At 68.9% G+C, this 23,924-nt stretch carries 25 protein-coding genes and 1 pseudogene; 18 read left to right on the top strand and 8 right to left on the bottom strand.

All coding sequences use genetic code 11. From position 1 onward, the window contains the following. Positions 1–84 precede the first annotated feature (84 nt). Complete coding sequence (gene glmM / locus AC07NG_RS17800) at positions 85–1,431, top strand: phosphoglucosamine mutase (protein ID WP_494595392.1); 1,347 nt, start codon at positions 85–87, stop codon at positions 1,429–1,431. A gap of 6 nt (positions 1,432–1,437) precedes the next feature. On the opposite strand, the gene AC07NG_RS17795 is transcribed toward glmM, so the two are convergent. Next, positions 1,438–3,150, bottom strand: a complete 1,713-nt coding sequence (locus AC07NG_RS17795) for a hypothetical protein (protein ID WP_494595391.1) — start codon at positions 3,148–3,150, stop codon at positions 1,438–1,440. 242 nt (positions 3,151–3,392) lie between these two features. Here AC07NG_RS17795 and AC07NG_RS17790 point away from each other — a divergent pair, with 242 nt between their 5' ends. The 3 genes and pseudogenes from AC07NG_RS17790 to AC07NG_RS17780 all read left to right on the top strand — a co-directional run. Further along, complete coding sequence (locus AC07NG_RS17790; protein WP_158285907.1) at positions 3,393–3,545, top strand: hypothetical protein; 153 nt, start codon at positions 3,393–3,395, stop codon at positions 3,543–3,545. 140 nt (positions 3,546–3,685) lie between these two features. Continuing rightward, positions 3,686–4,825, top strand: a complete 1,140-nt coding sequence (locus tag AC07NG_RS17785; RefSeq protein WP_494595390.1) for an acyltransferase family protein — start codon at positions 3,686–3,688, stop codon at positions 4,823–4,825. A gap of 10 nt (positions 4,826–4,835) precedes the next feature. Beyond that, a pseudogene (locus tag AC07NG_RS17780) lies at positions 4,836–4,971 on the top strand (hypothetical protein); the annotation flags it as partial. Between the two features lie 12 nt (positions 4,972–4,983). Here AC07NG_RS17780 and AC07NG_RS17775 read toward each other — a convergent pair. From AC07NG_RS17775 to kefF, 3 genes are read right to left on the bottom strand one after another with little or no spacing between them, the layout of a single operon-like run. Further along, positions 4,984–5,730 (bottom strand): DUF6065 family protein, encoded by a 747-nt coding sequence (locus AC07NG_RS17775; protein ID WP_487290152.1) that lies wholly within the window; start codon positions 5,728–5,730, stop codon positions 4,984–4,986. A 41-nt stretch (positions 5,731–5,771) separates the two neighbouring features. Next, the gene (locus tag AC07NG_RS17770; protein WP_110119860.1) at positions 5,772–7,733 is read right to left on the bottom strand and encodes a monovalent cation:proton antiporter-2 (CPA2) family protein; all 1,962 of its coding nucleotides are present in this window, start codon (positions 7,731–7,733) and stop codon (positions 5,772–5,774) included. Positions 7,734–7,736: 3 nt separating this feature from the next. Then, a complete protein-coding gene (gene kefF / locus AC07NG_RS17765; RefSeq protein WP_199228449.1) occupies positions 7,737–8,330 on the bottom strand; it encodes a glutathione-regulated potassium-efflux system oxidoreductase KefF in 594 nt (197 codons plus the stop codon). Between the two features lie 108 nt (positions 8,331–8,438). Between kefF and AC07NG_RS17760 the strand changes: the two genes are divergently transcribed. From AC07NG_RS17760 to AC07NG_RS17715, 10 genes are all read left to right on the top strand, one after another. Then, a complete protein-coding gene (locus AC07NG_RS17760) occupies positions 8,439–9,149 on the top strand; it encodes a CoA transferase subunit A (protein WP_487290150.1) in 711 nt (236 codons plus the stop codon). Beyond that, positions 9,149–9,790 (top strand): 3-oxoacid CoA-transferase subunit B, encoded by a 642-nt coding sequence (locus tag AC07NG_RS17755; protein ID WP_110119857.1) that lies wholly within the window; start codon positions 9,149–9,151, stop codon positions 9,788–9,790. Before AC07NG_RS17760 ends, AC07NG_RS17755 begins: the two co-directional genes overlap by 1 nt. 294 nt (positions 9,791–10,084) lie before the next feature. Continuing rightward, entirely contained in the window at positions 10,085–10,585 is a 501-nt protein-coding gene (locus AC07NG_RS17750) for a DinB family protein (RefSeq protein WP_494595389.1), read from the top strand. A 228-nt stretch (positions 10,586–10,813) separates the two neighbouring features. Continuing rightward, a complete protein-coding gene (locus tag AC07NG_RS17745) occupies positions 10,814–11,413 on the top strand; it encodes a hypothetical protein (protein ID WP_494595388.1) in 600 nt (199 codons plus the stop codon). Between the two features lie 159 nt (positions 11,414–11,572). Further along, on the top strand, positions 11,573–12,043 hold the full coding sequence (locus AC07NG_RS17740) for an SRPBCC family protein (protein WP_494595387.1): 471 nt from the start codon (positions 11,573–11,575) through the stop codon (positions 12,041–12,043). Then, positions 12,040–12,501, top strand: coding sequence for an iron-sulfur cluster assembly scaffold protein (locus AC07NG_RS17735; RefSeq protein ID WP_494595386.1), 462 nt, complete (start codon positions 12,040–12,042; stop codon positions 12,499–12,501). The genes AC07NG_RS17740 and AC07NG_RS17735 overlap by 4 nt, the downstream gene beginning before the upstream one ends. 55 nt (positions 12,502–12,556) lie before the next feature. Beyond that, on the top strand, positions 12,557–12,808 hold the full coding sequence (gene yidD, locus AC07NG_RS17730) for a membrane protein insertion efficiency factor YidD (protein WP_487290145.1): 252 nt from the start codon (positions 12,557–12,559) through the stop codon (positions 12,806–12,808). Next, complete coding sequence (thrS, locus tag AC07NG_RS17725; RefSeq protein WP_492856306.1) at positions 12,805–14,781, top strand: threonine--tRNA ligase; 1,977 nt, start codon at positions 12,805–12,807, stop codon at positions 14,779–14,781. Before yidD ends, thrS begins: the two co-directional genes overlap by 4 nt. Further along, on the top strand, positions 14,781–15,704 hold the full coding sequence (locus tag AC07NG_RS17720; RefSeq protein WP_492856307.1) for a glycosyltransferase family 2 protein: 924 nt from the start codon (positions 14,781–14,783) through the stop codon (positions 15,702–15,704). The genes thrS and AC07NG_RS17720 overlap by 1 nt, the downstream gene beginning before the upstream one ends. Beyond that, positions 15,701–16,477: a class I SAM-dependent methyltransferase gene (locus tag AC07NG_RS17715; RefSeq protein ID WP_494595385.1), complete on the top strand. Its 777-nt coding sequence runs from the start codon at positions 15,701–15,703 to the stop codon at positions 16,475–16,477. The genes AC07NG_RS17720 and AC07NG_RS17715 overlap by 4 nt, the downstream gene beginning before the upstream one ends. Before the next feature lie 182 nt (positions 16,478–16,659). Here the strand turns inward: AC07NG_RS17715 and AC07NG_RS17710 are convergent, their stop codons facing one another. The 4 genes from AC07NG_RS17710 to AC07NG_RS17695 form a co-directional block, all read right to left on the bottom strand. Beyond that, the gene (locus AC07NG_RS17710) at positions 16,660–18,321 is read right to left on the bottom strand and encodes a DUF4166 domain-containing protein (RefSeq protein ID WP_494595384.1); all 1,662 of its coding nucleotides are present in this window, start codon (positions 18,319–18,321) and stop codon (positions 16,660–16,662) included. Further along, the gene (locus AC07NG_RS17705; RefSeq protein WP_494595382.1) at positions 18,318–18,746 is read right to left on the bottom strand and encodes a thiol-disulfide oxidoreductase DCC family protein; all 429 of its coding nucleotides are present in this window, start codon (positions 18,744–18,746) and stop codon (positions 18,318–18,320) included. Before AC07NG_RS17705 ends, AC07NG_RS17710 begins: the two co-directional genes overlap by 4 nt. Then, on the bottom strand, positions 18,743–19,345 hold the full coding sequence (locus AC07NG_RS17700; protein WP_492856311.1) for an SRPBCC family protein: 603 nt from the start codon (positions 19,343–19,345) through the stop codon (positions 18,743–18,745). Before AC07NG_RS17700 ends, AC07NG_RS17705 begins: the two co-directional genes overlap by 4 nt. Before the next feature lie 239 nt (positions 19,346–19,584). Next, the gene (locus AC07NG_RS17695) at positions 19,585–20,463 is read right to left on the bottom strand and encodes an isoaspartyl peptidase/L-asparaginase family protein (protein ID WP_492856312.1); all 879 of its coding nucleotides are present in this window, start codon (positions 20,461–20,463) and stop codon (positions 19,585–19,587) included. A 68-nt stretch (positions 20,464–20,531) separates the two neighbouring features. On the opposite strand from AC07NG_RS17695, the gene AC07NG_RS17690 reads away from it, so the two are divergent. From AC07NG_RS17690 to AC07NG_RS17675, 4 genes are all read left to right on the top strand, one after another. Then, complete coding sequence (locus AC07NG_RS17690; RefSeq protein WP_494595381.1) at positions 20,532–21,527, top strand: NADPH:quinone oxidoreductase family protein; 996 nt, start codon at positions 20,532–20,534, stop codon at positions 21,525–21,527. A gap of 274 nt (positions 21,528–21,801) precedes the next feature. Then, entirely contained in the window at positions 21,802–22,701 is a 900-nt protein-coding gene (locus AC07NG_RS17685; RefSeq protein WP_492856314.1) for a WecB/TagA/CpsF family glycosyltransferase, read from the top strand. Positions 22,702–22,722: 21 nt separating this feature from the next. Further along, a complete protein-coding gene (locus AC07NG_RS17680; protein WP_110119843.1) occupies positions 22,723–22,938 on the top strand; it encodes a hypothetical protein in 216 nt (71 codons plus the stop codon). 97 nt (positions 22,939–23,035) lie between these two features. After that, entirely contained in the window at positions 23,036–23,923 is an 888-nt protein-coding gene (locus AC07NG_RS17675) for an SDR family NAD(P)-dependent oxidoreductase (protein WP_494595379.1), read from the top strand. Position 23,924 lies beyond the last annotated feature (1 nt).

Genomic DNA, 23,924 nt, shown 5'->3' with positions numbered 1-23,924 from the left:
TCGGATCGTTTCGCGGTCCAGACTCCGCCCCGGCGAGGCTCTATATGGGCCGAGCAAGTTCACTTAAGCGACATGAAGACCCCCATGAGCAAGCGCGCCTATTTCGGCACCGACGGCATCCGCGGCCAGGCCAACAAGCACCCGATGACCGCCGAAGTCGCCCTGCGCGTCGGTTTGGCGGCCGGCAAGCTGTTCCGCTCGCAGGACGACCGCCGTCACCTGGTGGTGATCGGCAAGGACACCCGCCTGTCGGGCTACATGATCGAGCCGGCCCTGGTCGCCGGCTTCACCAGCGTCGGCATGGACGTGCGCCTGTTCGGCCCGCTGCCCACCCCGGCCGTGGCGATGATGACCCGCTCGATGCGCGCTGACCTCGGCGTGATGATCTCGGCCTCGCACAACAATTTCGCCGACAACGGCATCAAGCTGTTCGGCCCCGACGGCTACAAGCTGTCGGACGAGCAGGAACTGAAGATCGAGGCCCTGATGGGCGAGGGCCTGCAGGAAGGCCTCGCCGCCCCGCGCGACCTTGGCCGCGTCAAGCGCATCGACGACGCCCAGGCCCGCTATGTCGAGATCGTCAAGGCGACCTTCCCGCGTCACCTGTCCCTTTCGGGCCTGCGCATCGTCGTCGATTGCGCCAACGGCGCGGCCTACAAGGTCGCCCCCACGGCCCTCTACGAACTGGGCGCCGAGGTCATCAGCCTGGGCGTCGATCCGGACGGCACCAACATCAACGAGGAATGCGGCTCGACCCATCCCGACGCGATGGCCAAGCTGGTGCGTGAGTACCGCGCCGACATCGGCATCGCCCTGGACGGCGACGCCGACCGCCTGGTGATCTGCGACGAGAAGGGCCTGATCGTCGACGGCGACCAGATCATGGCCATCATCGCCGGCGCCTTCGCCCGGGCCGGCAAGCTGAAGGCCGGCGGCGTCGTGGCCACCGTGATGTCGAACCTCGGCCTCGAACGCTCGCTCAGGGACCTGGGCCTGACGCTGGAGCGCACCGCCGTGGGCGACCGCTACGTCATGGCCCGCATGCGCGAGGGCGGCTTCAACGTCGGCGGCGAGCAGTCGGGCCACCTGATCCTGTCGGACTTCTCGACCACGGGCGATGGCCTGATCGCCGCCCTGCAGGTGCTGGCGGTGATGATCGAGACCGGCCAGCCGATGAGCGCCCTGGCCCGCCAGTTCGAGCCGGTGCCGCAGCTGCTGGAAAACGTCCGCTTCGCCGGCGGCAAGCCGCTGGAGGCCAAGACCGTGAAGGAAGCCATCGCCGACGGCGAGGCCGCCCTCAACGGCAATGGCCGCATCGTCGTGCGGGCCTCGGGCACCGAGCCGCTGATCCGCATCATGGCCGAGGGCGACGACCCGGCCCTGGTGCGCAAGGTCGTCGGCGACATCGCCTCGGCCGTGAAGGCCGTCTGACGCCCTTCAATTCTTGGCGAGGCGTTCGGGCGTGGCGGCGTAGCGGCCGACCAGGCCCAGGGCCTCGCCCACCGCCTCGTGCTCGGCGCCCAGCAGCTTGGTCAGCTCCTGGATGGCCGGGGTCACCCCGGCCGTCAGCACGTCCCTCAGGCTGTCGGCCTTGATCGGGTCGGGCGAGCGGCCGTGCAGCATGGCGGTCTTGATCCGCTCGGCCTCCTCCAGGCCGCCCTTGACCAGCCCGCCCAGGATCGCGTCCTCGAACAGCTCGAACGGCGGGCAGGTCAGGCACGGCCATGGGCCGGGCAGCTTGATCTTGTCGATCTCGGCATAGGGGAAGCGCAGCTCGTCTAGCAGGTCGAACAGCGACTGGGTGATCCAGCACGGACCGTAGGTCCGCACGATCCAGCGCCGCAGCACCCCGCCCAGCTCCAGGGCCGTCAGGCGTGGCGCGTACTCCTGGAACCCGGGGGTCTGGAAGTGGCTGACGAAGGTCGTGAAATAGAGGCAGCGGGTGGTGTAGCCCGGCGGGCTGAGCCAGCTGGCCAGGTTGATGTAGTAGCGGCTGATCTTGGCCCAGTTGTCGCCGTTCTCGGCCTTGATGTCCCCGATGTTGACGTCGAACCAGTGGTGCCAGGTCGAGTCCGTCGCCACCCGGCCCACCCCCGCCCGGTGGCCGTCATAGACGCTGATCATCGGGAAGCGCGACCGGGCCGGCTGGGGACCCTTGGAGAAGACGTAGGGCGGCGAGGCCAGGGTCGCGCCGTAGGCGATCACGGTCGGCTCGGGCTTGGGACCGCCGCTCAGGGCGTCCGGATATTCCGCCTCCTTGCCCTCGCCGAAGTCGTAGGCGGCGTCGAGATCGATCGTGCCGGTGTCGTGGCACAGGCCCTCGTGGGCGTGATCGGGCATGACGTCGATCGGCCCGAGGGTCGGGTGGCAGAGCACCGGATGGGGCCGCACCTTCTCGAGGAAAACGCTGATCCGCTGGCGCTGCCAGGGTTCCCAGTCGATCGGCTGCGGGGTCAGGTCGCCCTGGTGGGGGCCGTTGCCCAGCGCCAGGGGGCCGCCCGGCCAGCCCGGCTCGTAGGCGGGCGAGGGCGGGCGCAGGGTGTCGATGCGGTCGGGCGTGTCGATCGGCGGCACGCCGTCGGCGTTGGTCCAGCGCCGCATCGAGCGGATGCGCGGCATGCGCCAGCACATCGAGGCGCCCAGATAGTCATGGTCGCCGGTGGCGAACAGTCCGCCCTTCTTGGTCTTCATCCACTTGGCCAGATAGGCCAGCTCGGTGTCGGTCGAGGCGGTGGGGTGAGCCTGGATGGGGGCATCCGAATTGCCGCCGCTGTTGTTCGGCGCGAAGCCGAAGCACCAGATCTGCTCGTAGCGGTCGATGACCTTGGCGGCGCCGTCCTGCATGTCGAACCGGAAGTTGACGTACTTGGCGGCGTAGGGGTCGGCCGGGACGACGACCGCCGGCGTTCCCGCGCCCCGCAGGGCGATGTCGATGCGGAACCGCATGCAGCCGACCTTGGAGGCGCGGATCAGCTCGATGACCGAACCGACGCCGAACCCTTCGCCGGGAACGGTGGCGATGTTGAAGTCGACCACCACCAGGATGTCGACGACGGTGTTGAGCGCCAGGACCGGCTTGAGCGCCTCCGTCAGCGGGCCGATGAACGCGCGATTGATGCGGGCGGAAGCAAGGAAATCAGAGAACGCCACAGCAACCTCCGATTGATTTATGTTCCAATGCTATCTATGCGCCCATATCGATCGTCGGTAAACCCAGGGCTGTCGGTCGGGGATGATTTTTGGTGTGAATGCACCAAAATTGGCGAAAAAGCGGCGGAAATTCGCCCGAAAGGCGATGGCCAAGGTTGTGTTTCGTCAGTTTCGTGACATCGTCGAGTCCGTGGTTAACGGCGCGAGCCCCCACAGCGCCGGGCCACGGGAGGATGTTCCAGGTGTTCCACACGCAGGATACGCGGCCCGTCGCCGCGCCCGGACTTTTGCACAGCCGCGACTTCCGACGCGCCCTGTTCTTCGGCGGCGTGCTCAGCAGCGCCTTCTGGCTGGCCACGGCCTGGCTGGCGGGGCGGCTGTTCCTGAACCTCTGAGGCGGTGCGACCCGTCCGGAGACAGGCCCCCGTCTAGCGGCAGGCCCCGGCGACAGGCCGATGGCGTTTTCTAAAAAGGGTTGAGGTTCAACGGCGAACCCAACAACGCTGGCGCGTTCTTCACCAGCGAAGCTTGGTTCATGACGTCATCCTCCGCGACCGCCCCGGCCCCTGTTCGGACCAAGAGCCACTACGTCATCCTCGACGGCCTGCGGGGCGTTGCCTCGCTGATGGTGGTCGTCTTCCACCTGTTCGAGGCCTATTCCGGCGGCAGTCCGCAGAAGCAGATCATCAACCACGGCTACCTGGCGGTGGACTTCTTCTTCCTGCTGTCGGGCTTCGTCATCGCCTACGCCTATGACGACCGCTGGGAAGGCGGCATGGGGCAGTGGGACTTCTGGAAGCGCCGCCTGGTGCGCCTCCAGCCGATGATCATCATCGGCGGTCTGGTCGGCGCGGCGTTGCTGGGCCTCCAGCACTGGTCGCTGTTCCCCAAGCTGGCGACGGCCACGACCTGGCAGGTGATCGGCGTCCTGCTGCTGGGCTTCGTGATGATCCCGCTGCGGCCGTCTGCCGAGATCCGCGGCTGGGGCGAGATCTATCCGCTGAACGGCCCGCAATGGTCGCTGTTCTACGAATATATCGCCAACTTCCTCTACGCCGTCGGTCTGCGGAAGCTTTCGAACCGCTGGCTGGGAGGCCTGGTGGCGCTGTCGGCCATGGCGCTGATCTGGCTGCTGGTGCGAGGCCCGCGCGGCGACGTGATCGGCGGCTGGGCGCTGGACGCCAATGGCGTCCAGATCGGGCTTACGCGGGTGATGTTCCCGTTCTTCGCCGGCGTGCTGCTGATGCGGCTGGGCAAGCGGATCAAGGTCGGCCACGGCTTCTGGGTCTGCAGCCTGCTGCTGGTCGCCGCCTTTTCCCTGCCGCGCTTCGGCGGGACGGAACGGCTGTGGCTGAACGGCCTCTACGAGGCCGCCTGCATCATCCTGCTGTTCCCGCTGATCGTCGCCATCGGCGCCGGCGAGAAGGACGCCAGCGGCCCGTCGTTGCGGATCGCCCGCTTCTTCGGCGACCTCTCCTACCCGCTCTACATCACCCACTATCCGCTGATCTACATCTACACCGGCTGGGTCATCGACCGGAAAATCCCCGCCGCCCAGGGCGCGCTGGTCGGGGTCGGGGTGTTCGCGGCGGCGGTGGCGATCGCCTGGGCCAGCCTCAAGCTGATCGACGAGCCGGTGCGGCGCTGGCTGGCGGGGCGGGTGCTGGGGCGCTAACCCCCAACGCCCGTCATTCCCGCCCTTGTGGCGGGAACCCCTCTGTCAGCCGCAAGGGCGGCAGAGGCGGCGTGCTCAGCACGCCGCTTGCATCTCACCTGCGAGCGGAACCAGGGGTTCTCGCCACAAGGGCGAGAATGACGGGAAGAAATGGGGCCTCAGAACCCGATCTTCGGGGCCTTCAGGCGGCGCTTGTTGACGTGGCCCTTCGGCGCCGGGGCCTCGATCTCCTCGGGCAGTTCGCCCTTGAAGTAGAAGCGCTGCCAGGCCTCCTTGGTGGCGGCCGGGTCGCGGGCGGCGATGCGGGCGTTGAACTCGCCGCGCTTCTCGGCCCAGACGTCGTACTGCTTGCGGATGTCTGGGTTGGCGTTCATGTGCCGGATCACCGGCTGCACGTTCTCCAGCGGCTTGTCCTGGATCATGGTGATGAAGCAGAACGGCTCGCCCTTGGCGAACTTCACCGTGCCGGGGCGGGTGAAGATCCAGTTCATCGTGAAGGGGAAGGGCAGCCAGTCGGTCTCGACCAGGCCGGCCAGCGGCTGGATGCCGTCCTTGATGTGGTTGGGCGGACCCATGGTCCAGATCAGCCAGTCCGGCGGCGTGCGGAACAGATAGCCGGTGTGGAAGGTGATCGTCCCGCGCGAGAAGTGCGATTTGACGAAATCGTCGAAGCCCGGGTGCGGGTGGTCCGACTTGAAGGTGATGTCGTTCTGGTGGACGCCGCCGTTCCAGGTGGCCTCGAACCCGACCGGGCACAGGATCTCCCAGCCGGTGGTGTTGGCCATGGTCAGCGGCAGGCAGCGATAGGGATGGCGGTCGGCGAAGTGGTCCATCCAGGCCCGCTGCGGACGTCCAGGCACGATCTCCGGCGGCCGGCTCTCGGTGGGATAGCACTCCAGATACATGCCGCTTCTTTCCCGTTGTTATTGACGACCTTCCTCCTGCCTTAGCCCTTCGGCGGCGCTCCCGTCCAGCCGTCCGCGTCGGCCGGTTCCACGGGCTCGCCGTCCCGGCCCTGGCGCTGGGCCAGCTTGCGCAGTTCCTCGTCGCGGGCGGCGGTGTCCCAGGCGCCGCCCATCTCGCCCGGACGCATCCTGGCCAAGTCGGCGGCCAGCAGGCGGTCCATGGTCTGGGCCGCGTCGCGCGACGCCAGGATATAGGCCTCTTCCTGGCCCCACATCGGCTTCAGGTCCTCGAAGGTCTTGCGGTCGTGGCGGCGGAAGAAGGAGGTGGCCCGGAACGCCTTGTGGGCGCGGAATCCCAGCTTCTGCAGGGCCGTCGAACCCAGCGCCAAAGCCGCCTCGAAGGTCTCGCGCTCGACCGCGTCGGCGCCGTTGGCCAGCAGGTCGTAGGCGTGGCGGCGGTCCCAGGCGCGGGCCAGGATGATCAGGTGCGGGAAGGCGTTGCGGGCCGTCTCGACCAGCTCGGCTGTCTTCTCGCGATCATCGAGCGCGACGATCAGCATCCGCGCGTGCTCGGCCCCGGCGGCGCGCAGCAAGTCGAGGCGCGTGGCGTCGCCATAGTGCACCCGTCGGCCGAAGCGCCGCAGCAGCTCGATCTGCTCGATGTCGCTGTCCAGAACCGTCGACTTGAAGCCGTTGGCCTGCAAGAGGCGGCCGGTGATCTGACCGAACCGGCCGAAGCCGGCGATGATGATGTCGGGCTCGCCCTCGTCGAAATTGGGGGCCTCGGGCTCGACGTCGGGGATCGAGGCGTTGATCAGCTCGGCGATGCGCTCGTAGAGGATCATGGCCACCGGCGTCAGGGCCATGGAGACGGCGACGGCGGCGGTCAGCAAGGCCGCCAGGTCCGCGCCGATGACGCCGGCCCCGACCGTGAAACTCAGCAGCACGAAGGCGAACTCGCCGCCCTGGGCCAGGGCCGTGGCCACGGCCGCCGCCCCGCGTCCGGGCGCGCCGGCCAGGCGGGCGATGCCGAACATGACCAGGAACTTCAGCACCATCAGGCCCAGCACCAGGGCGATCAGGGTCAGGGGCTGGCGGGCGATCAGCATCAGGTCGATGCCGGCGCCGACGGTGATGAAGAACAGGCCCAGCAGCAGGCCGCGGAACGGCTCGATGTCGGTCTCCAGCTCGCGGCGGAACTCGCTCTCGGCCAGAACCACCCCGGCCAGGAAGGCCCCGAGCGCGGGGGAAAGGCCGACGGCCTGCATCAGGCCCGCCACGCCAACCACGATCAGCAGGGCCGCGGCGGTGAAGATCTCGCGCAGTCGCGCCTCGGCGATGAAGCGGAAGATCGGCCGCACGACGTAGCGTCCGCCGCCGACGACGGCGCCCACCGCGCCCAGCACGGCCAGGCCCTGGGCCCAGGCGGGCAGGTGCGAGATCAGGCTGGCGCCATGGCCGCCGGCGTCCGCGCCGTGCGCCTCGGGCGCGACGGTGGCCAAGAGCGGCAGCAGGGCGAACATCGGGATCACCGCCAGGTCCTGCAGCAGCAGCACCCCGAAGGCCGCGCGGCCCACCGGACCTTGCCTCAGGCCCTTCTCGTCGAGGGTCTGCAGCACGATGGCGGTCGACGACATGGCCAGCACCAGGCCCACGGCCAGGGCGGTCTGCCAGGGCAGGCCCAGCAGATAGCCGATGGCGGCCACGGCCAGCGAGGTGCCCACCACCTGGGCGCCGCCCAGGCCGAAGATCGTCTTGCGCATTTCCCACAGGGTGGAGGGGCGCACCTCCAGCCCGATCAGGAACAGCAGGATGACGACGCCGAACTCGGCGAAGCGCATGACGTCGCCCTGCTCCCCGACCAGCGACAGCATGGCCGGGCCGATCAGCACGCCGGCGATCAGGTAGCCCAGCACCGAGCCCAGGCCCAGCCGCTTGGCGATCGGCACCGAGATCACCGCGGCGCCCAGATAGACGAGGGTCTGCTTCAGGAACGGTTCCATGGCTTACGCTCCCTCGGCCGCGTGGTCGGCGGTCAGCAGGGCCGACAGCCGCGCCTGGTAGCGCAGGGCCTCGGCCTTCAGCTGCTCGTCGTCCTTCATCGCCGCCCCGTGCACCACGAACGGCGTCTCCCAGACCATGCCGCACAGATAGGCCGTCTGCTCCAGCGGGCGCAGGAATTCGTCCAGGGTGAAGCGGTTGTAGCCCTTGGCGTGATAGGCCTGGGCCGCCCCGCCGGTGGTGCAGGCCACGAACAGGCGCTTGCCGGCCAAGGCGTCGCCGCCCAGGCCGTAGGCGAAGCCGTGCAGCCACACCAGGTCCAGCCACTCCTTCATCAGGGCCGGCGGCGAGTACCAGAACAGCGGGAACTGCAAGGCGATGATGTCGTGCTGGAGCAGCTTCTGCTGCTCGGTCTCGATGTCGATCGCGAAGTCCGGATAGGTCTCGTACAGGTCGTGGAAAGTGACGCCGGAAAGGGCCTTGGCCGCCTTGGCCAGGGCGCGATTGGCGCGCGAGCGTTCAAGCGCCGGGTGCGCCAGGGTCAGCAGGGCGCCGGCGGTGGCGGGCGTCACGAGCGCGGTGTTAGGCTCGCCCGTCACGCGCGCTCACCGATCGAAGTCGCGTGGCGGGAAAATTTATTCATCAAGGCTTGAATTTCTCCGGCCGGCGCTTCAGAGCAGTCGGCGAACGTCGCTCCGGGAGGAACCATGGTCGACAAGGTGAAGTCCGACGCCGCTGAAGCGTTGGCGGGTCTGCTGTTCGACGGCATGACCATCATGGCGGGGGGCTTTGGTCTCTGCGGCATTCCCGAAAACCTGATCGCGGCGATCCGCGAAACGGGGGTCAAGGACCTCACGGTCATCTCCAACAACTGCGGGGTCGACGGATTCGGCCTGGGCATCCTGCTGGAGAACCGTCAGATCAAGAAGATGGTCTCGTCCTATGTGGGCGAGAACAAGCTGTTCGAACAGCTATACCTGAGTGGGGAACTGCAATTGGAGTTCAACCCGCAGGGCACGCTGGCCGAACGCATCCGCGCCGGCGGCGCGGGCATCCCCGCCTTCTTCACGCGCACCGGCTACGGCACCCTGGTCGCCGAGGGCAAGGAAACCCGCGAGTTCGACGGCGAGATGTACGTGATGGAGCGCGGCCTGGTGGCCGACCTGTCGATCGTCAAGGCCTGGAAGGCCGACGCCGAGGGCAACCTCGTCTACCGAAAGACCGCCCGCAACTTCAATCCGATGATGGCCACGGCCGGCAAGGCCACGGTCGTCGAGGTCGAGGAACTGGTCGAGACCGGCGCCCTCGACAAGGACAACATCCACACCCCCGGCATCTTCGTCGACCGCATCATCAAGGGCGCGAAGTTCGAAAAGCGCATCGAGCGCGTCACCACGCGCCAGAAGGAACAAGCGTAATGGCCTGGACCCGCGACGAGATGGCGGCCCGCGCCGCCAAGGAGCTGCGCGACGGCTTCTACGTGAACCTCGGCATCGGCATCCCGACCCTGGTGGCCAACTACATCCCCGAGGGCATGCACGTGACGTTGCAGAGCGAGAACGGCATGCTGGGCATGGGTCCCTTCCCCTATGAGGGCGAGGAGGACGCCGACCTGATCAACGCCGGCAAGCAGACGATCACCGAGCTGGACTCCAGCTCCTATTTCTCGTCGGCCGACAGCTTCGCCATGATCCGCGGCGGCCACATCGCCCTGTCGATCCTGGGCGGCATGCAGGTCTCCGAAACCGGGGACCTCGCCAACTGGATGGTGCCCGGCAAGATGGTCAAGGGCATGGGCGGGGCCATGGACCTGGTGGCCGGCGTCAAGCGCGTGGTCGTGGTCATGGACCACTGCGAGAAGTCGGGGGCGCCCAAGCTGCTGAAGGCCTGCTCGCTGCCGCTGACCGGCGCGGGGGTCGTCGACCTCTTGATCACCGAACTGGGCGTCTTCGAGATCAACCGCGGCAAGACCCCGGTGAAGCTGATCGAACTGGCCCCCGGCGTCAGCGTCGACGAGGTCCAGGCCAAGACCGAGGCGGCGTTCGAGGTGGCGATATAATTCCCTCTCTCTGAGAGAGAGGGAGGGGCCCACGCCGCAAGGCGTGGGAGGGTGAGAGGTTTCACCTTTTGCCGGAAAGTCCTGGGTCCTTTTGTCGGGACCGCTTGGCGGCGCCTCGTTCGGAGAGTTTGTCACCTCTCACCCTCCCACCGCTGCGCGGCGGGCCCCTCCCTCTCTCAAAGAGAGAGGGGCTCCGTGGAGGCGTCTGGCCAGTCCGAACCTTGCACCGCCCGCCAAGCTGCGCCATCTCCGCACCGGGCGACCCACAACCCGCCCGCGTTCGGAGCCGACCCCATGCGCGACTACTTCATCCTGATGGCCGGCTACAACGCCTGGGCCAACGCCCGCCTGCACGACGCCTGCGAGGCCCTGCCGCCGGGCTGCTTCACCGCGCCGCGCGGCGGTTTCTTCGGCTCGATCGCCGGGACCCTGAACCACCTGCTGGTCACCGACCGCATCTGGACCGCGCGCCTGACCGGCACGCCGCTGCCGTCCTACGGCCTCGACACCCTGCTGTTCGACGACCTGGCGTCCTTGCGCGCCGCCCGCGACGCCGAGGACGCGGGCCTCGTGGCCTATGTCGCCGGCCTCACCGACGAGGCCTGCGCGGCGCAGTTCCGCTGGGTGCGCAAGGCCGACGGGGTCGAGGTGGTCGGCCCGCTGTGGAAGACCCTGGCCCACCTCTTCAACCACCAGACCCATCACCGCGGCCAGGCCCACGACCTGCTGAGCCAGGCCGGGCTCGCGCCGCCGTCGCTGGACCTGCCGGTGTATCAGCGCGAGGCGGGGGTGTGAGGCTGCTCTTTTAATCCCGTCATTCCCGCCCTTGTGGCGGGAAACCCTCCGTCAGCCGCGCGAGCGGGCGGGGCGGACTGCTGAGCAGTCCGCTTCGGCTTCACCCGCGAGCGTGACCGAGACCAACACTTGCTCACGACGTTCATCTGAGCATCCAGAATGAGCCTCCGGGCCGACGTCGCTTCACGACCCGTTGCGGAGTTTGCAGGACGGCTGCACCGTGATCGGATGAGCAAGATCGCACAAGCCATAGCCGAGTTTCGCCAAACCCAAGGGCTGAAGGCCGCCCAGGCGTTGGAGGTGTTGCTTGAGGACAGCTATCCCGACGACGCTGTGGTCTTGGATCTGGTCGATGCGCTGGCGCAATTTCGCCCGGGAGGAAGCGGAAGCGACCTTCTGCTGGACGAGGCGGCTATCCTAAGTCTGCTTGAACGCTCCGAGACCCATATCCTCCAGCTTCCTTTGCCTTGCGCGACGAGGGCGTCGTGGAAGGCTTTACCGTCGCCAACGAAGCGAGCGCCGCTTCGCATCGCCAAGCCATTTTCAGACTCTGAAGGCGATCGGATGAAGCGCGGCTTCGTGCCTCGCGAAATGGAGGACCGCTGGTTCATCTATTTCGAGAACGGTTGGCTGAACTTCCATCAAAGCTGGAGCGGCGCTCACATTTTCGCCGTTCGCCTGGATGGTGCGCCATTCGGCGTTCGCATAAACGATGGGTGGGTTAGCAACGACCATGCCCAGTATCACTCCCGGGGGAGCGAGCATGACACGGCTTTGGTGCTTGAACTGATCGAGACGTACTTTGGAGACGCTGCAAGCCACCGCTGACCACCCATGGCCGATATCAAATCCGTCTGTTTCCGTGCGAGTTGTCGGTAGCGGTGGAAGTCTCCGGCTCCAGGGCGGGAATGGCGGGAGAGAAGAGCGAGAAAAAGGGGGGCAGTTCACACCTGTAGCTCCACCCCCTGGATGTGCTAGATCGCTGCCATGAAACGCGCCGTCGAGCACCGCATCGGGGTCCAGGCCCCCGCCGAGATCGTCTGGGAAGTCGTGTCCGACTTCGACAGCTGGCACCAGTGGAACCCGCTTTACATCAAGGCCGCCGGCCAGCTGAAGATCGGCACGGCCCTGACGCTGGAAGAGGCGATCGGCGATCGTCCGGTCAAGGTCATCCAGCCGATCGTCCAGGACTGGGTGCCCTACGAGCAGCTGCACTGGCGTTCGCAGCGCCTGGGCGGCTTCGTCACGGCGATCCGCTACATCGAGGTCGAGAACATGGGGCCGAACAACGCCACCTTCTCGAACGGCGAGCTGTTCATGGGCCTGCTGGTCAAGTGGATCGGCAAGGACGAGCGCAAGGCGCTGAAGGCGGCCTTCACGGCCATGGGCGAGGCGGTGCGCGACCGGGCCGAGGCCCTCTGGCGCGAGCGTGGCGCGGTCCCATCTGAAGTCGGATGATCGACGATCTCTACAGCGCCCGCATCCTGACGCTCGTGGCCAACATGCCGCGGGCCGGGCGGCTGGCCGCGCCCGACGCCAGCGCCGAGAAGACGGCCAAGCTGTGCGGCAGCCGCATCGTCGTCGACGTGGTGGTCGAGAACGGCAAGGTCGCCGACTTCGCTCAGGAGGTTTCGGCCTGCGCCCTGGGCCAGGCCAGCGCCGCGGTGCTGGGCGCGCAGATCATCGGTACGGATCTTTCCGAACTTGAGTTGGCCCGCGACGCCCTGGCCGCTATGCTCAAGTCGAACGGCCCGCTCCCCGTGGGCCGCTTTGCGGAGCTCGCCGTGCTGGAGCCGGTCAAGGACTATCCCGCCCGTCACGCCTCGACGCTTCTGGCGTTCGAGGCCGCGGTCGAGGCTGTCCGGAAGGCCACAGCTTCCGCCCAAACGCGAACTAGCAGCGCCGGCGCCGCTTGATCGGAGCTTTTCGCGGGTGCGATAAGTCCCCGACTCCGTTCGCGAAAGCGCCGGCATGAGCCTTTATGACCGCACTGTCGACCTGGGCCTGCGCGCCTACAAGTTGACGCTCTCGCCTCTCATCGGGCGCCAGTGCCGCTTTATGCCGACCTGTTCGGAATATGCGGCCCAGGCGCTCAAGGATCACGGACCCGCCAAGGGGTCCTGGCTGGCGCTGCGACGGATCTGCCGATGCAATCCGTTCGGCGGCTGGGGATACGACCCGCCGCCGCCGCGCGAGCCGCGTAAATGGATGTGTGAAGAATGATCGATCTGGTTTTCCCCGACGGCTCCTCCCGTCAGTACCCCGATGGCGCGACGGGTCGCGACGTCGCGGCCGCCATCTCCAAGTCGCTCGAGAAGAAGGCCCTGCTGATCAAGCTGGACGGTCAGGTGCTCGACCTCGACCGCGCCTTGACGCCCGACCTGCTGACCGGCGAGCGCAAGTTCGAGATCCTGACGCGCGACGCCCCCGAGGCCCTCGAAACCATCCGCCACGACACCGCCCACGTGCTGGCCGAGGCCGTGCAGGAACTGTTCCCCGGCACCCAGGTGACGATCGGTCCGAACGTCGAGGACGGCTTCTATTACGATTTCGCCCGCGACGAGCCGTTCAGCCTGGATGACCTGGCGACGATCGAAAAGCGCATGAAGGAGATCGTCGACCGCGACGAGAAGATCACGCGCGAGGTCTGGGACCGCGACGAGGCGATCAAGCACTTCGACGAGATCGGCGAGCAGTACAAGGCCCAGATCATCCGTGACCTGCCGGGCACGGACACGATCACGGTCTATCGCCAGGGGAACTGGAAGGACCTCTGCCGCGGCCCGCACCTGCCGTCGACCAAGCATGTCGGCAAGGCCTTCAAGCTGACCAAGCTGGCCGGCGCCTACTGGCGCGGCGACCAGAACAACGCCCAGCTTCAGCGCATCTACGGCACGAGCTGGGCCTCGGAGGCCGACCTCGAGGCCTATCTGAAGCGCATCGAGGAAGCCGAGAAGCGCGATCACCGCAAGCTGGGCAAGGCGCTGGGTCTCTTCCACATGCAGGAAGAGGGCCGGGGCATGGTCTTCTGGCATCCCAAGGGCTGGAAGCTCTGGCAGACGCTGGAGGCCTATATGCGCCGCAGCCTCGACCGCGCCGGCTATATCGAGGTCAAGACGCCCCAGGTCCTGGACAAGACCTTCTGGGAGAACTCGGGCCACTGGGACAAGTACCGCGCCAACATGTTCGTCTGCGAGACGGTCGAAGGCGAGATCCTGTCCCTCAAGCCGATGAACTGCCCCGGCCACGTGCAGATCTGGAACGTCGGCCAGCGGTCGTACCGTGAACTGCCGATGCGCATGGCCGAGTTCGGCGCCTGCCACCGCTACGAGCCGTCGGGCGCCCTGCACGGCCTGATGCGGGTGCGCGCCTTCACCCAGGACGACGCCCACATCTTCTGCCGCGAGGACCAGATCGTCGAGGAGACCGAGCGCTTCATCCGCCTGACGCGGATGATCCACGCCGACCTCGGCATGACGACCAAGTACATCGCCCTGGCCACCCGTCCGGAGCTGCGCGCCGGTTCGGACGAGTTCTGGGACAAGGCCGAAGGCATGCTGGCCGAGGCCGCGCGCCTGGCCGGCGTCGAGCCGGTGATCGCCGAGGGCGACGGCGCCTTCTACGCGCCCAAGCTCGATTTCATTGTCCAGGACGCCATTGGGCGGGAGTGGACCTGCGGCACGCTGCAGCTTGATTATGTTTTGCCGGAACGTTTGGGCGCCGAATACGTTGCCGAGGATGGATCCAAGAAGCGGCCGGTGATGCTGCATCGCGCGATCCTGGGGTCGTTCGAGCGGTTCATCGGGATTCTTTTGGAAAACTACGCGGGCCACCTGCCGCTCTGGCTGGCGCCGACCCAGGTCGTCGTCGCCACGATCACGTCGGATGCGGACGATTATGCGCGCACGGTGGTCGAGCGGTTGATCGCTATGGGATTGCGCGCGGAAGTCGATCTTCGTAACGAGAAGATCAACTACAAGATTCGTGAGCATAGCCTCGGCAAGGTTCCGGTGATCGCAGTGGTCGGGCGTAAGGAAGCGGAGACGGGGCAGGTCGCCCTGCGTCGCCTCGGCGGCGAAGGGCAGCAGATCCTGTCGCTCGACGACGCGCTCGTCGTGCTCGGCCAGGAAGCCACCCCGCCCGACCTCGTGCGCGCCAAGGCGCCGCAAGACGTTCGAGAGCCTGCGCAGGTCTGATGAACAGCATTCTCCCGTCCTTTACGGTCCTCGCCGCAGGCGCACGTCCCGCCAAACCCTTGGTTTCGGTGGTGATGGTCGTCTATTGGACGGGAGAAGCGCTGGTCGACAGCATCCGCCACGTGCTGGCCGAGCCGATGGTCGACGAGTTCGTCATCGTCGATAACGGCTCCTCGCCGTCGGACGCCGAGATGCTGCGGGCCCTGGGCCTGACCGAGCCGCGCGTGCAGCTGGCCCAGGGCCACGGCAATGTCGGCTTCGCCCGGGGCGCCAATCTCGGCGCCTCGATCGCCCAGGGCGAATACCTGATCTTCGTCAATCCGGACGCCAACCTGCAGTCGGACTGCGTGCCGGCCATGGTCGCGGCCTTCCGCGACCAGCCGGTCCCCACCGTGGTCGGCGCGCGGGTCATGAATGTCGACGGCACCGAGCAGCGCGGCGGCCGCCGGGGCGAGGTGACGCCGGTCACCACCCTGATGAGCCTGTCGCAGCTCAGCCAGAAGGTGAAGCGCTTCGCCCGCTTCGAGATCCACCGCGAGCACGAGCCCCTGCCGGCCGAGCCCGCGCCCGTGCCGACCATCTCCGGCGCCTGCTTCGCCCTGCGCCGACCCGACTTCGTGGCCCTGGCCGGCTTCGACGAGGGCTATTTCCTGCACGTCGAGGACATCGACCTGTGCTGGCGGGCCCGCCAGGCCGGCGGCCAGGTGCTGTTCCACCCCGAGGCCCGCGTCATCCACCTGGGCCACACCAGCCTGGAGCACCCGGTCAAGGTCGAGTTCCACAAGGGCGTGGGCCTGTCGCGCTACTTCATCAAGCGGGCCGACACCTGGCAGCGCTATGTCGCGGCCGTCATGCTGGCGCCGCTGATCCTGCTGCTGTCGATCTGCCGCCCGGCCCTCAATCCCCGTCTGCGCAAATCATGAGGCGCCGACTGATCGGCGTGCTCGACCGCCTGGGCCTGGCCGACGCGGCCTTCGCCATCTTCCAGCACCTGCAGGCCCTCAAGCCGGCGGCCGAGGATGTCGCCGTCGAGGATCTGCCGGTCCCGCCGGCCTATCTGCGGGTGATGACCGCCGGTCACGCCGACGCCGCGGCCTTCCTGAGCCAGGGGCGCGCCGCCGCCGACCTGGTCGAGGCCGTCGCCGCTCGCCACGACCGGCCGCTTTCCGAGCATCCCGACGTGCTCGACTTCGGCTGCGGCTGCGGGCGGGTGTCGCGCTATCTCGGCGCCCGGGCCCGGCTGTCGGGCTGCGACATCAACGGCAAGCTGGTCGACTGGGCCGGCGCCAACCTGCCCGGCCGCTTCGTGCTCTCGCGCCAGACGCCGCCCCTGCCCTACGAGGCGGCCGCCTTCGACCTCGTCTACGCCACCTCGGTCTTCACCCACATGACCGAAGAGCCGCTGAAGGCCTGGCTGGCCGAATTGGCCCGGGTCGTGCGGCCCGGCGGCCTGGCCCTGCTGTCGTTCTTCGACGAAAAGATCCCGGCCGCCGCCGAGTTCGCCGACCGCCTGACCGCCGACGGTTTCCTTATCCGCCAGCGCGGGGCCGAGGGCTCCAACCTGCTGTGCGGCTACATGACCGCCGAAGGCTTCGCCCGCCGCGCCGCTCCGGCCTGGCGTCTGGTCGAGACCATCCCCAGCGACGTCTCCGGCGTCGGCCAGGCCATGGCGGTCTTCCGGCGGATGGACGCCTAGGTCCTGATCGACATTCACCGGCCTGAGCTCATTTTTCACCGAGCATCCCCGCGAAGGCGGGGACCCAAGCCGAGGTTGGAAACGATCCACGGTCGCGCCTCATCCTGAAATCCAGCTTGGGTCCCCGCCTTCGCGGGGATGCGCGGATTTGAAAGTCGCGAATAGCTGAGTGTCGATACGCCTTAACGTTCGCCGCCCAGCCGTCCGGCATAGCCGAACACCACGCCCAGCCACGGATGGGCCACCAGCACCCGGAAGCGATAGGTCCCGTCGCGGGCGAAGGTGTAGGCCCGCACCCTCGGACCCCAGGCGGCCGGCAGGGGCAGGGGGCCCAGCCGCCAGCTTTCGAAGATCCACGAAAAGCCCTCGCCGCGCGCCGCCGCGTGGAAGCGGAAGGTCAGCGGACCGACCGTCTCCTCGAAGGCGAACGGATCGTCGGCCGCCGCGGCGATCCGCGAGCGGAAGGTCCGCGCGCCGAAGCGCCGGCTCCAGGTCTCGGCGCCGGCCTCCGGCGTGATGCTCACCGCCAGGGCGTGGGTCCCCGGCGCGGGCAGGCCCTGTAGCCGCCTGGCCAGGCTCGCCAGTCCGCGTCCGCCCCGTGCGCGGGCGCGGCCCTCCATCGTCACCGCCGCCGCGCCATCGTGCGCGGCTCGCACCACCGGCGGCAGGGCGTCGAAGGCCGGTCCCAGCACGCGGGGGAAGGGGCCGGGTGCGGCCGGAGCGGCGCGGTCGATCCGCGTCTCGATCGGCAGGCCGTCCAGCGGCGCCAGCAGGTCTTCGAGTGGAGCCAGGCCGACGCAAGGCGCCGCCCGAGCCTCGCCCAGGCGCGCGTCCAGCAGCGCCGCGACCATGGCCGCCGCCGGGGCGGCCGGTACGTTGGGACCCGCGCCTTCCTCGGCCCACAGGCTCCAGCGGGCCAGCGCCGGCGCGCCCGTCGCGTCCAGGCCCTCGGCTCGCACGGTCATGCCGCCCCGGTCCGAGCCGAACGGCGCCAGCAGGCCCGCCCCGGCGTTCAGCAGCACGGCCAGCGGCTCCAGCGCCGGCAGCAGCTTCCAGCGGCGCAGCAGGCTCAGGGACCAGAGCCCTAGGTGCAGCGGCGCCAGCTCCAGTCCGGCCCCGAACAGGGCGTCGCGCGTCGGGGCGTAGCGGGTCTTCAACTGGTCGAGGTCGGGGGTCTCGGCCAGGCTGACCCATCGCCGGCCAAGCCCCGGGAAGACCAGGCGTCGCGGGGCGCTCCAGCCGGGCCGTTCGGTCTCGCGGCCATCGGTGAACACCGCGACCGGCGCGCCGGCCCAGCGCAGGATCGCCCGCACCACCGACAGGCCGCGCGGCGCCCGCGCGCCGGGCGAGATCGCCGCCTCTATGCGGTCGATCCGCGTCCAGCCCTCGGTGAGGCGATCGACCGCCGCGCAGGTCAGGGCCGGGGTCGAGCTCGCGCCCGTGATCGCCCAGCGCCCGGCCGCCTTGACCGGAACCGCCAGCCGTTCGGGAAAGGCGGCGACGAAGTCGCGGGCGTCGGCCAGGTCGACATAGTGCGCCCCGGCCGCCAGCACGGCGGCTGGGAAGGCCGCGTCCTGGCCCTGGAACGGTCCGGCCGCGTCGATCACGACGAACGGCTTCAGGGCGGCCAGGGTCTTCGGCCGCTCGCGATCGACGACCGCGACCTCGATGCGGGCCTTGCGGCGATCCTGCATCAGCTCGGCCTGGAAGGCCTCCAGCGGTCCCAGCCGTCGGGCGGCCAGCACCAGCTCGACATCGGGCCGGCGGGCCAGCATCCGCGCCAGGCGCGAGCCAAAGACGCCGGTGGCCCCCACCAGGACGACGCGTTTACGGGGCAGGGTCATGTGGTCGGCGGCTCCAGCACGAAGCGGGCTCTCTGCTGCGGCGTCGGGACCATGCAGCTGCTTTTCTTGCCCATCAGCCGGTAGCGGTTGGCCGCCAGCCAGTCATAGGCGCCGTCGCGCCAGCGCTCTGGAACCACGCCGATGACCGCCAGCCAAGACCAGGGCGCGCCCAGCCTTTTCAGCAGCGCCAGCACCGCGGCGCTCTTCTCCAGCGCCCGGCCGCCGTCGAGCAGCAGGAAGCTCTTCGGATCGTCCGGATCGATCCCGTGGGCCAGCGCCAGCTGCCGTCCATAGTCCGACTGGATCGGCGTGAACCGCATGATCCCCTTGCGATCGATGGCCAGCACCGTCCGCACCGAGCCCGAGCAGAAGTTGCAGACCCCGTCGAACAGCCAGAGGGGCTCGGGCGGCGGGGCAGGGGTCACGGGCGGGTCTCCAGGCATTCGCGTCTCAGGGCCAGCAGGGCGGCGGGCACGTCGCGGCGCATGGCCGAGGACACCACGCCCGAGGGCAGGCCGAACGGCGCGCTGGCGCGGTTCTCGTAGAGCACCCGCGTGCCGCCGCCGGCCAGCGGCGTCAGCAGCCAGCGGCCCTGGCAGTCGCGGATGTCGCCGTCGATGCAGCGGAAGACGATGCTGCGATAAGGCGACAGGGTCAGTTCCGACACCGACCGCAGCGGCGGCAGCAGCAGGCTCCACTTCACGCGGTGCTCGCGGGTCTCGGCCCGGCCGTCGGCCGAGCGCGACAGCACCGTGCAGCGGCGCACGCCCGGGGTCATGCGGGCGGCGCGGTCGCAGTCCAGGATCGTGCGCCAGACCACCTGCGGCGGGGCGGCGATGTCGATGGCCGCGCGCACCTCGCCGCCGTGGACGCTGGGATCGGCGCGCACGCCCAGCGCCACCTCGCCCGTCTCGACCCGGCGGATCCAGTCGGCGTCCAGCGCGACGTCGGCGCGCGCCGGGAGCGCTTGGGCGAAGGCCGCCAGGCACAGCAGAATGGGAAGGGCGGCGACGCGACGCGACATGAGGCGAAGCTAACCCGCTCGCCTCCCGGTTGGCACGCCCTTTCGCGCCTCGCCCCAGGGCGGATCGACATTCGCCTCCCAGTTTCTCCCCAATACGACTTTCCCCGCGAAGGCGGGGATCCAAGCTGACTTTCAGGAGGAGGCGCGGCCGTGGATCATCCGCAGACGCGGCTTGGATCCCCGCCTTCGCGGGGATGCTCGGTGAAAAAGCGGCTCAAGCTCGCGAGCGCTGGCCCGCCTCAGAACGCCTCGGCGACGATGGTCCCGTCGGGCAGCAGGGCCGCGCGCTTGAGGCCGCTGGAGGCGAACGGCATGGCGACATTGCCGTCCCGGTCGACCGACACCAGGCCGCCGTGGCCGCCCAGTTCGGCGACGCCTTCGATGGCGCCCTTGGCGGCCTCGTCCAGGCTCTGACCGCCGAAGCGGATGCGGTGGGCGATCTGGGCGGCGACGGCGGTGCGGATGAAATATTCGCCCTGGCCGGTGCACGAGACCGCGGCGAAGCCGTCGGCCCAGGCCCCCGCGCCGATGACGGGGCTGTCGCCCACCCGGCCCGGCAGCTTGCCGAACACGCCCGCCGTCGAGGTGGCGGCGGCCAGGCGCCCCTCCTGGTCCAGCGCCACGCAGCCGACCGTGCCCGTAGGCAAGACGTCCGGCGCGGCGTTGTCCTCGAAGGCGCCGGCGCGGGTGTAGTAGGCTTCCGGATCCTCGATCGTCTCCAGGCCCTGGGCGCGGGCGAAGCTCATGGCGCCTTCGCCGGCCAGCATCACGTGCGGGGTCTTCTCCATCACCGCCCGGGCGGCCAGGATCGGGCTGGCGAAGCCCTGCAGCGCGGCCACCGAGCCGGCGCGGGTCGTGGCGCCGTCCATCAGGCTGGCGTCCAGTTCGTACTCGCCCGCGGCGTTGGGCGAGGCGCCCTTGCCGGCGATGTAGAGGCCCGAGGCCTCCAGCGCCGCCACCGTCTCGACCACCACGTCCAGCGCCGAGGCGCCTGCGGCCAGCCGCTCGCGCCCGGCCTCGATCAGGCCGCGCATGTGGGCGATCTCGACGGAATAGTCATGGCCGCGCTTGGCGCCGGCGCCGCCGTGCAGGGCGAGAGTAAAACGCTTGTTTGACATTCTGCTTCCTTGGCCGCGCGGCCTGCGTTAGCGTCGGCGTTCTAAAGAAAGAATACGGGAGAAGCGAGATGAAGGCGGTGCTCAGCAAGGCGGTCGGCGGACCCGAGACCCTGGTGCTGGAGGAGCTGCCCGATCCGACCCCCGCGCCCGGCCAGGTGCTGATCGACGTCAAGGCCTGCGGGGTCAACTATCCCGACCTGCTGATCATCCAGGACATGTACCAGTTCAAGCCGACCCGCCCCTTCGCGCCGGGCGGCGAGGTCTCGGGCGTGGTGGCCGCGCTCGGCGAGGGCGTCACCACCCTGTCGGTCGGCCAGCGGGTGCTGGCCTCCACCGGCTGGGGCGGCATGGCCGACAAGCTGGCGGTCGAGGCCGCGCGCTGCACGCCGATCCCCGACGCCATGCCCTTCGACGAGGCCTCGGCCTTCATCCTGACCTACGGCACCTCCTACTACGCGCTGAAGGACCGAGGCTTCCTCAAGCCGGGCCAGACCCTGCTGGTGCTCGGCGCGGCCGGCGGCGTGGGCCTTGCGGCCGTCGAGCTGGGCAAGGCCATGGGCGCGCGGGTCATCGCCGCCGCCTCCAGCCAGGAGAAGGTCGACCTGGCCGTCTCGCGCGGCGCCGACGCCGGCGTCGTCTACGCCCGCGGCCCGTTCGACAAGGACGGCCAGAAGGCCCTGGCCGACCAGCTGAAGGCCGCCTGCGGTCCGAACGGCTGGGACGTGGCCTATGACGCGGTCGGCGGCGACTATTCCGAAGCCACCATCCGCGCCGCCGGCTGGGGCGGCCGCATGCTGGTGATCGGCTTCCCGTCGGGCATTCCGAAGATCCCGCTGAACCTGACCCTGCTGAAGTCGTGCGACATCGTCGGCGTGTTCTGGGGCGCGGCCGTGGCCCGCGATCCGGCCGGCCACGCCGCCAATGTCCGCGAGCTGATGGACCTCTACGCCGCCGGCAAGATCAAGCCGTACGTCTCCGAGCGCTTCCCCCTGGAAAAGGCCGGCGACGCCATCGCCCACCTGGCCAGCCGCAAGGCCATGGGCAAGGTCGTGGTGACAATCTAAACGCCCGTCATTCCCGCCCTTGTGGCGGGAACCCCTGGTTCCGTTCGCAGGTGAAGCGCAAGCGGACTGCTTGGCAGTCCGCCTCATCCGCCTTTGCGGCTGACAGAGGGGTTCCCGCCACGAGGGCGGGAATGACGGGAGGAGAGGGGGCTCCGTCCCATAATGAAACAGCAGTAAAATCATACGGTTAAATCTCGCTAAGGACGTCCTTTAGCGAAGCGGTTAGGTCACCTGAGCTATTGCTGCTCTTCGAATAGTCGGAGGCGGGGTTCAGATGTTCCTTCCTGCTCGCGACGCGTATCCTCTGGAGGCGCGCCGCCCGTTTCGCATGAACCGGCGTCCCGAAGAGCGCGTGAAGGTGCTCGGGGGCGAGATGGATCTCGTGCGCCCCGAGGAGGTCTTCCACTTCGTGGCGGGCCGGATCTCGGCCGGCAAGGGCGCGGTCGTCGCCAACCACAACCTGCACAGCCTCTACCTGATCCAGAAGGACCAGCAGATCGTCGACTTCTTCAAGTCGGCCGACCTGATCGAGGTCGATTCCGTGCCGCTGATCTTCTGGGCCCGCATCGTGGGCCGGGCCAGCCGCCGCTTCCACCGCTGCACCTATCTCGACTGGCGCAACGACTTCTGGGCGCGGGCCACCAAGGAAAACTGGAAGGTGTTCTTCGTCGGCGGCGCCCCGGGCGTGGCCGAGGCGGCGCTGGACAACATCCGCCGCGACTGGCCGACGGCCCAGGTCGAGAGCCATCAGGGCTATTTCGACGTCACCGACGGCAGCCTCGAGAACGAGGCGGTGGTCGAGAAGATCCGGGCCTACAAGCCCGACGTCCTGCTGGTCGGCATGGGCATGCCGCGCCAGGAGAAGTGGCTGCTGGAGAACCACAAGAAGCTCGACCCCTGCGTCGGCTTCACGGTCGGCGGCGCCTTCGACTACGAGGCCGGCGTGCAGCTGGCCGCGCCGCGCTGGATGGGCCAGGTGGGCATGGAGTGGCTGTTCCGGCTGATGGCCGACCCGCAGCGCCTGTTCACCCGCTACTGCGTCGAGCCGTGGCATCTGTTCGGTCCGGCGATGGTCGACGCCAAGAACGCCCTTGCGCGGCAGCTCAAGCCGGGCAAGAAGAAAAACCAAGTTTCGCCCGAGGCGTACCGTCGGGCGCCGGTTCTCAAGCCTTAAACCAACGTCCGTGGGGGACCTATGGGTTTGAACATCGAAAAGCCGCGCCGCCGCGCGATTGAGCAGCCGAACGCCTGGCAGCGCGTCTGCGCCGCCTTCGGCCTGGCCGGACTCGTGCTGGCCTGGGTGGTGATGCTGGTTCCGTGCGCCCTGTGGCTGGTCTTCAGCCTGGTGACGCGACGGCCGGCCGTGGGGCGGCCGTTTCCGAACCGGGTCTTCGGTTCGCCCGCCAACTGACGCTGGGTAAGACTGGCCGCGCGCGGCCGGCCATTCCATGATCCTCCCGCGCTGAGCGGCCCGCCTCCAGAGGCCGCGAGCCAAGGGAGGAAGCCGCATGGGCGGACGTCTGGACGGCAAGGTCGCCGTCATCACCGGAGCCAGCTCGGGCATAGGCCTGGGGGCCGTGGAACTGTTCGTCGCGCAGGGCGCCCGCGTCATCGCCGCCGACCTGCAGGTCGAGAAGGGCGAGATCCTCGAAAAGCGCTTTCCCGACGCCGTGCGCTTCGCGCGCTGCGACGTCACGGTCGAGGCCGACATCGCCGCGGCGATCGATCTGGCGACGCAGGCCTTCGGCGGGCTCGACATCCTGTTCAACAACGCCGGCCACGGCGGCGCGCCGCACGGCGCGGCCGAGATCACCGGCGAGGCCTGGGACGCCACCTTCGCCGTGCTGCTGCGCGGTCCGGCGCTGGGCATGAAGCACGCCGTGCCGGCCATGCTGGCGCGGGGCGGCGGCTCGATCATCAACACCGCCTCGATCGCCGGCCTGCAGGCGGGCTTCGGGCCGCTGGCCTATTCCTCGGCCAAGGCGGCGGTGATCCACATGAGCCGCTGCGCGGCGGCCGAGCTGTCGCCGCTGGGCATCCGGGTCAACGCGCTGTGCCCCGGCCTGATCGCCACCTCGATCTTCGGGGCCTCGATCGGCCTGCCGCGCGACGTCGCCGACCAGATGGCCGCCCGCGTCGCCGAGATCGGCCCGAAGATCCAGCCGATCGCCAAGGCCGGCCTGCCCGACGACATCGCCTGCGCCGCCCTCTACCTGGCCAGCGACGACGCCGCCTTCGTCACAGGCACGCACCTGGTGGTCGACGGCGGCATCACCATCGGCCCGCGCAGCAGCTGGGATACGCGCACCCCCTCGCCGATCCTCGCCGCCATGGGCGTCTCGCCCGAGCAGGCGCAGGCGATGAAGGCGGCGCTGATCGCCGGCGAGGGCGGGTAGG

This window comes from Caulobacter sp. GW821-FHT10C03 (assembly GCF_059415485.1).
Note: the sequence above shows the minus strand (reverse complement) of the source record. Positions and strands in the feature narration are given on the sequence as shown.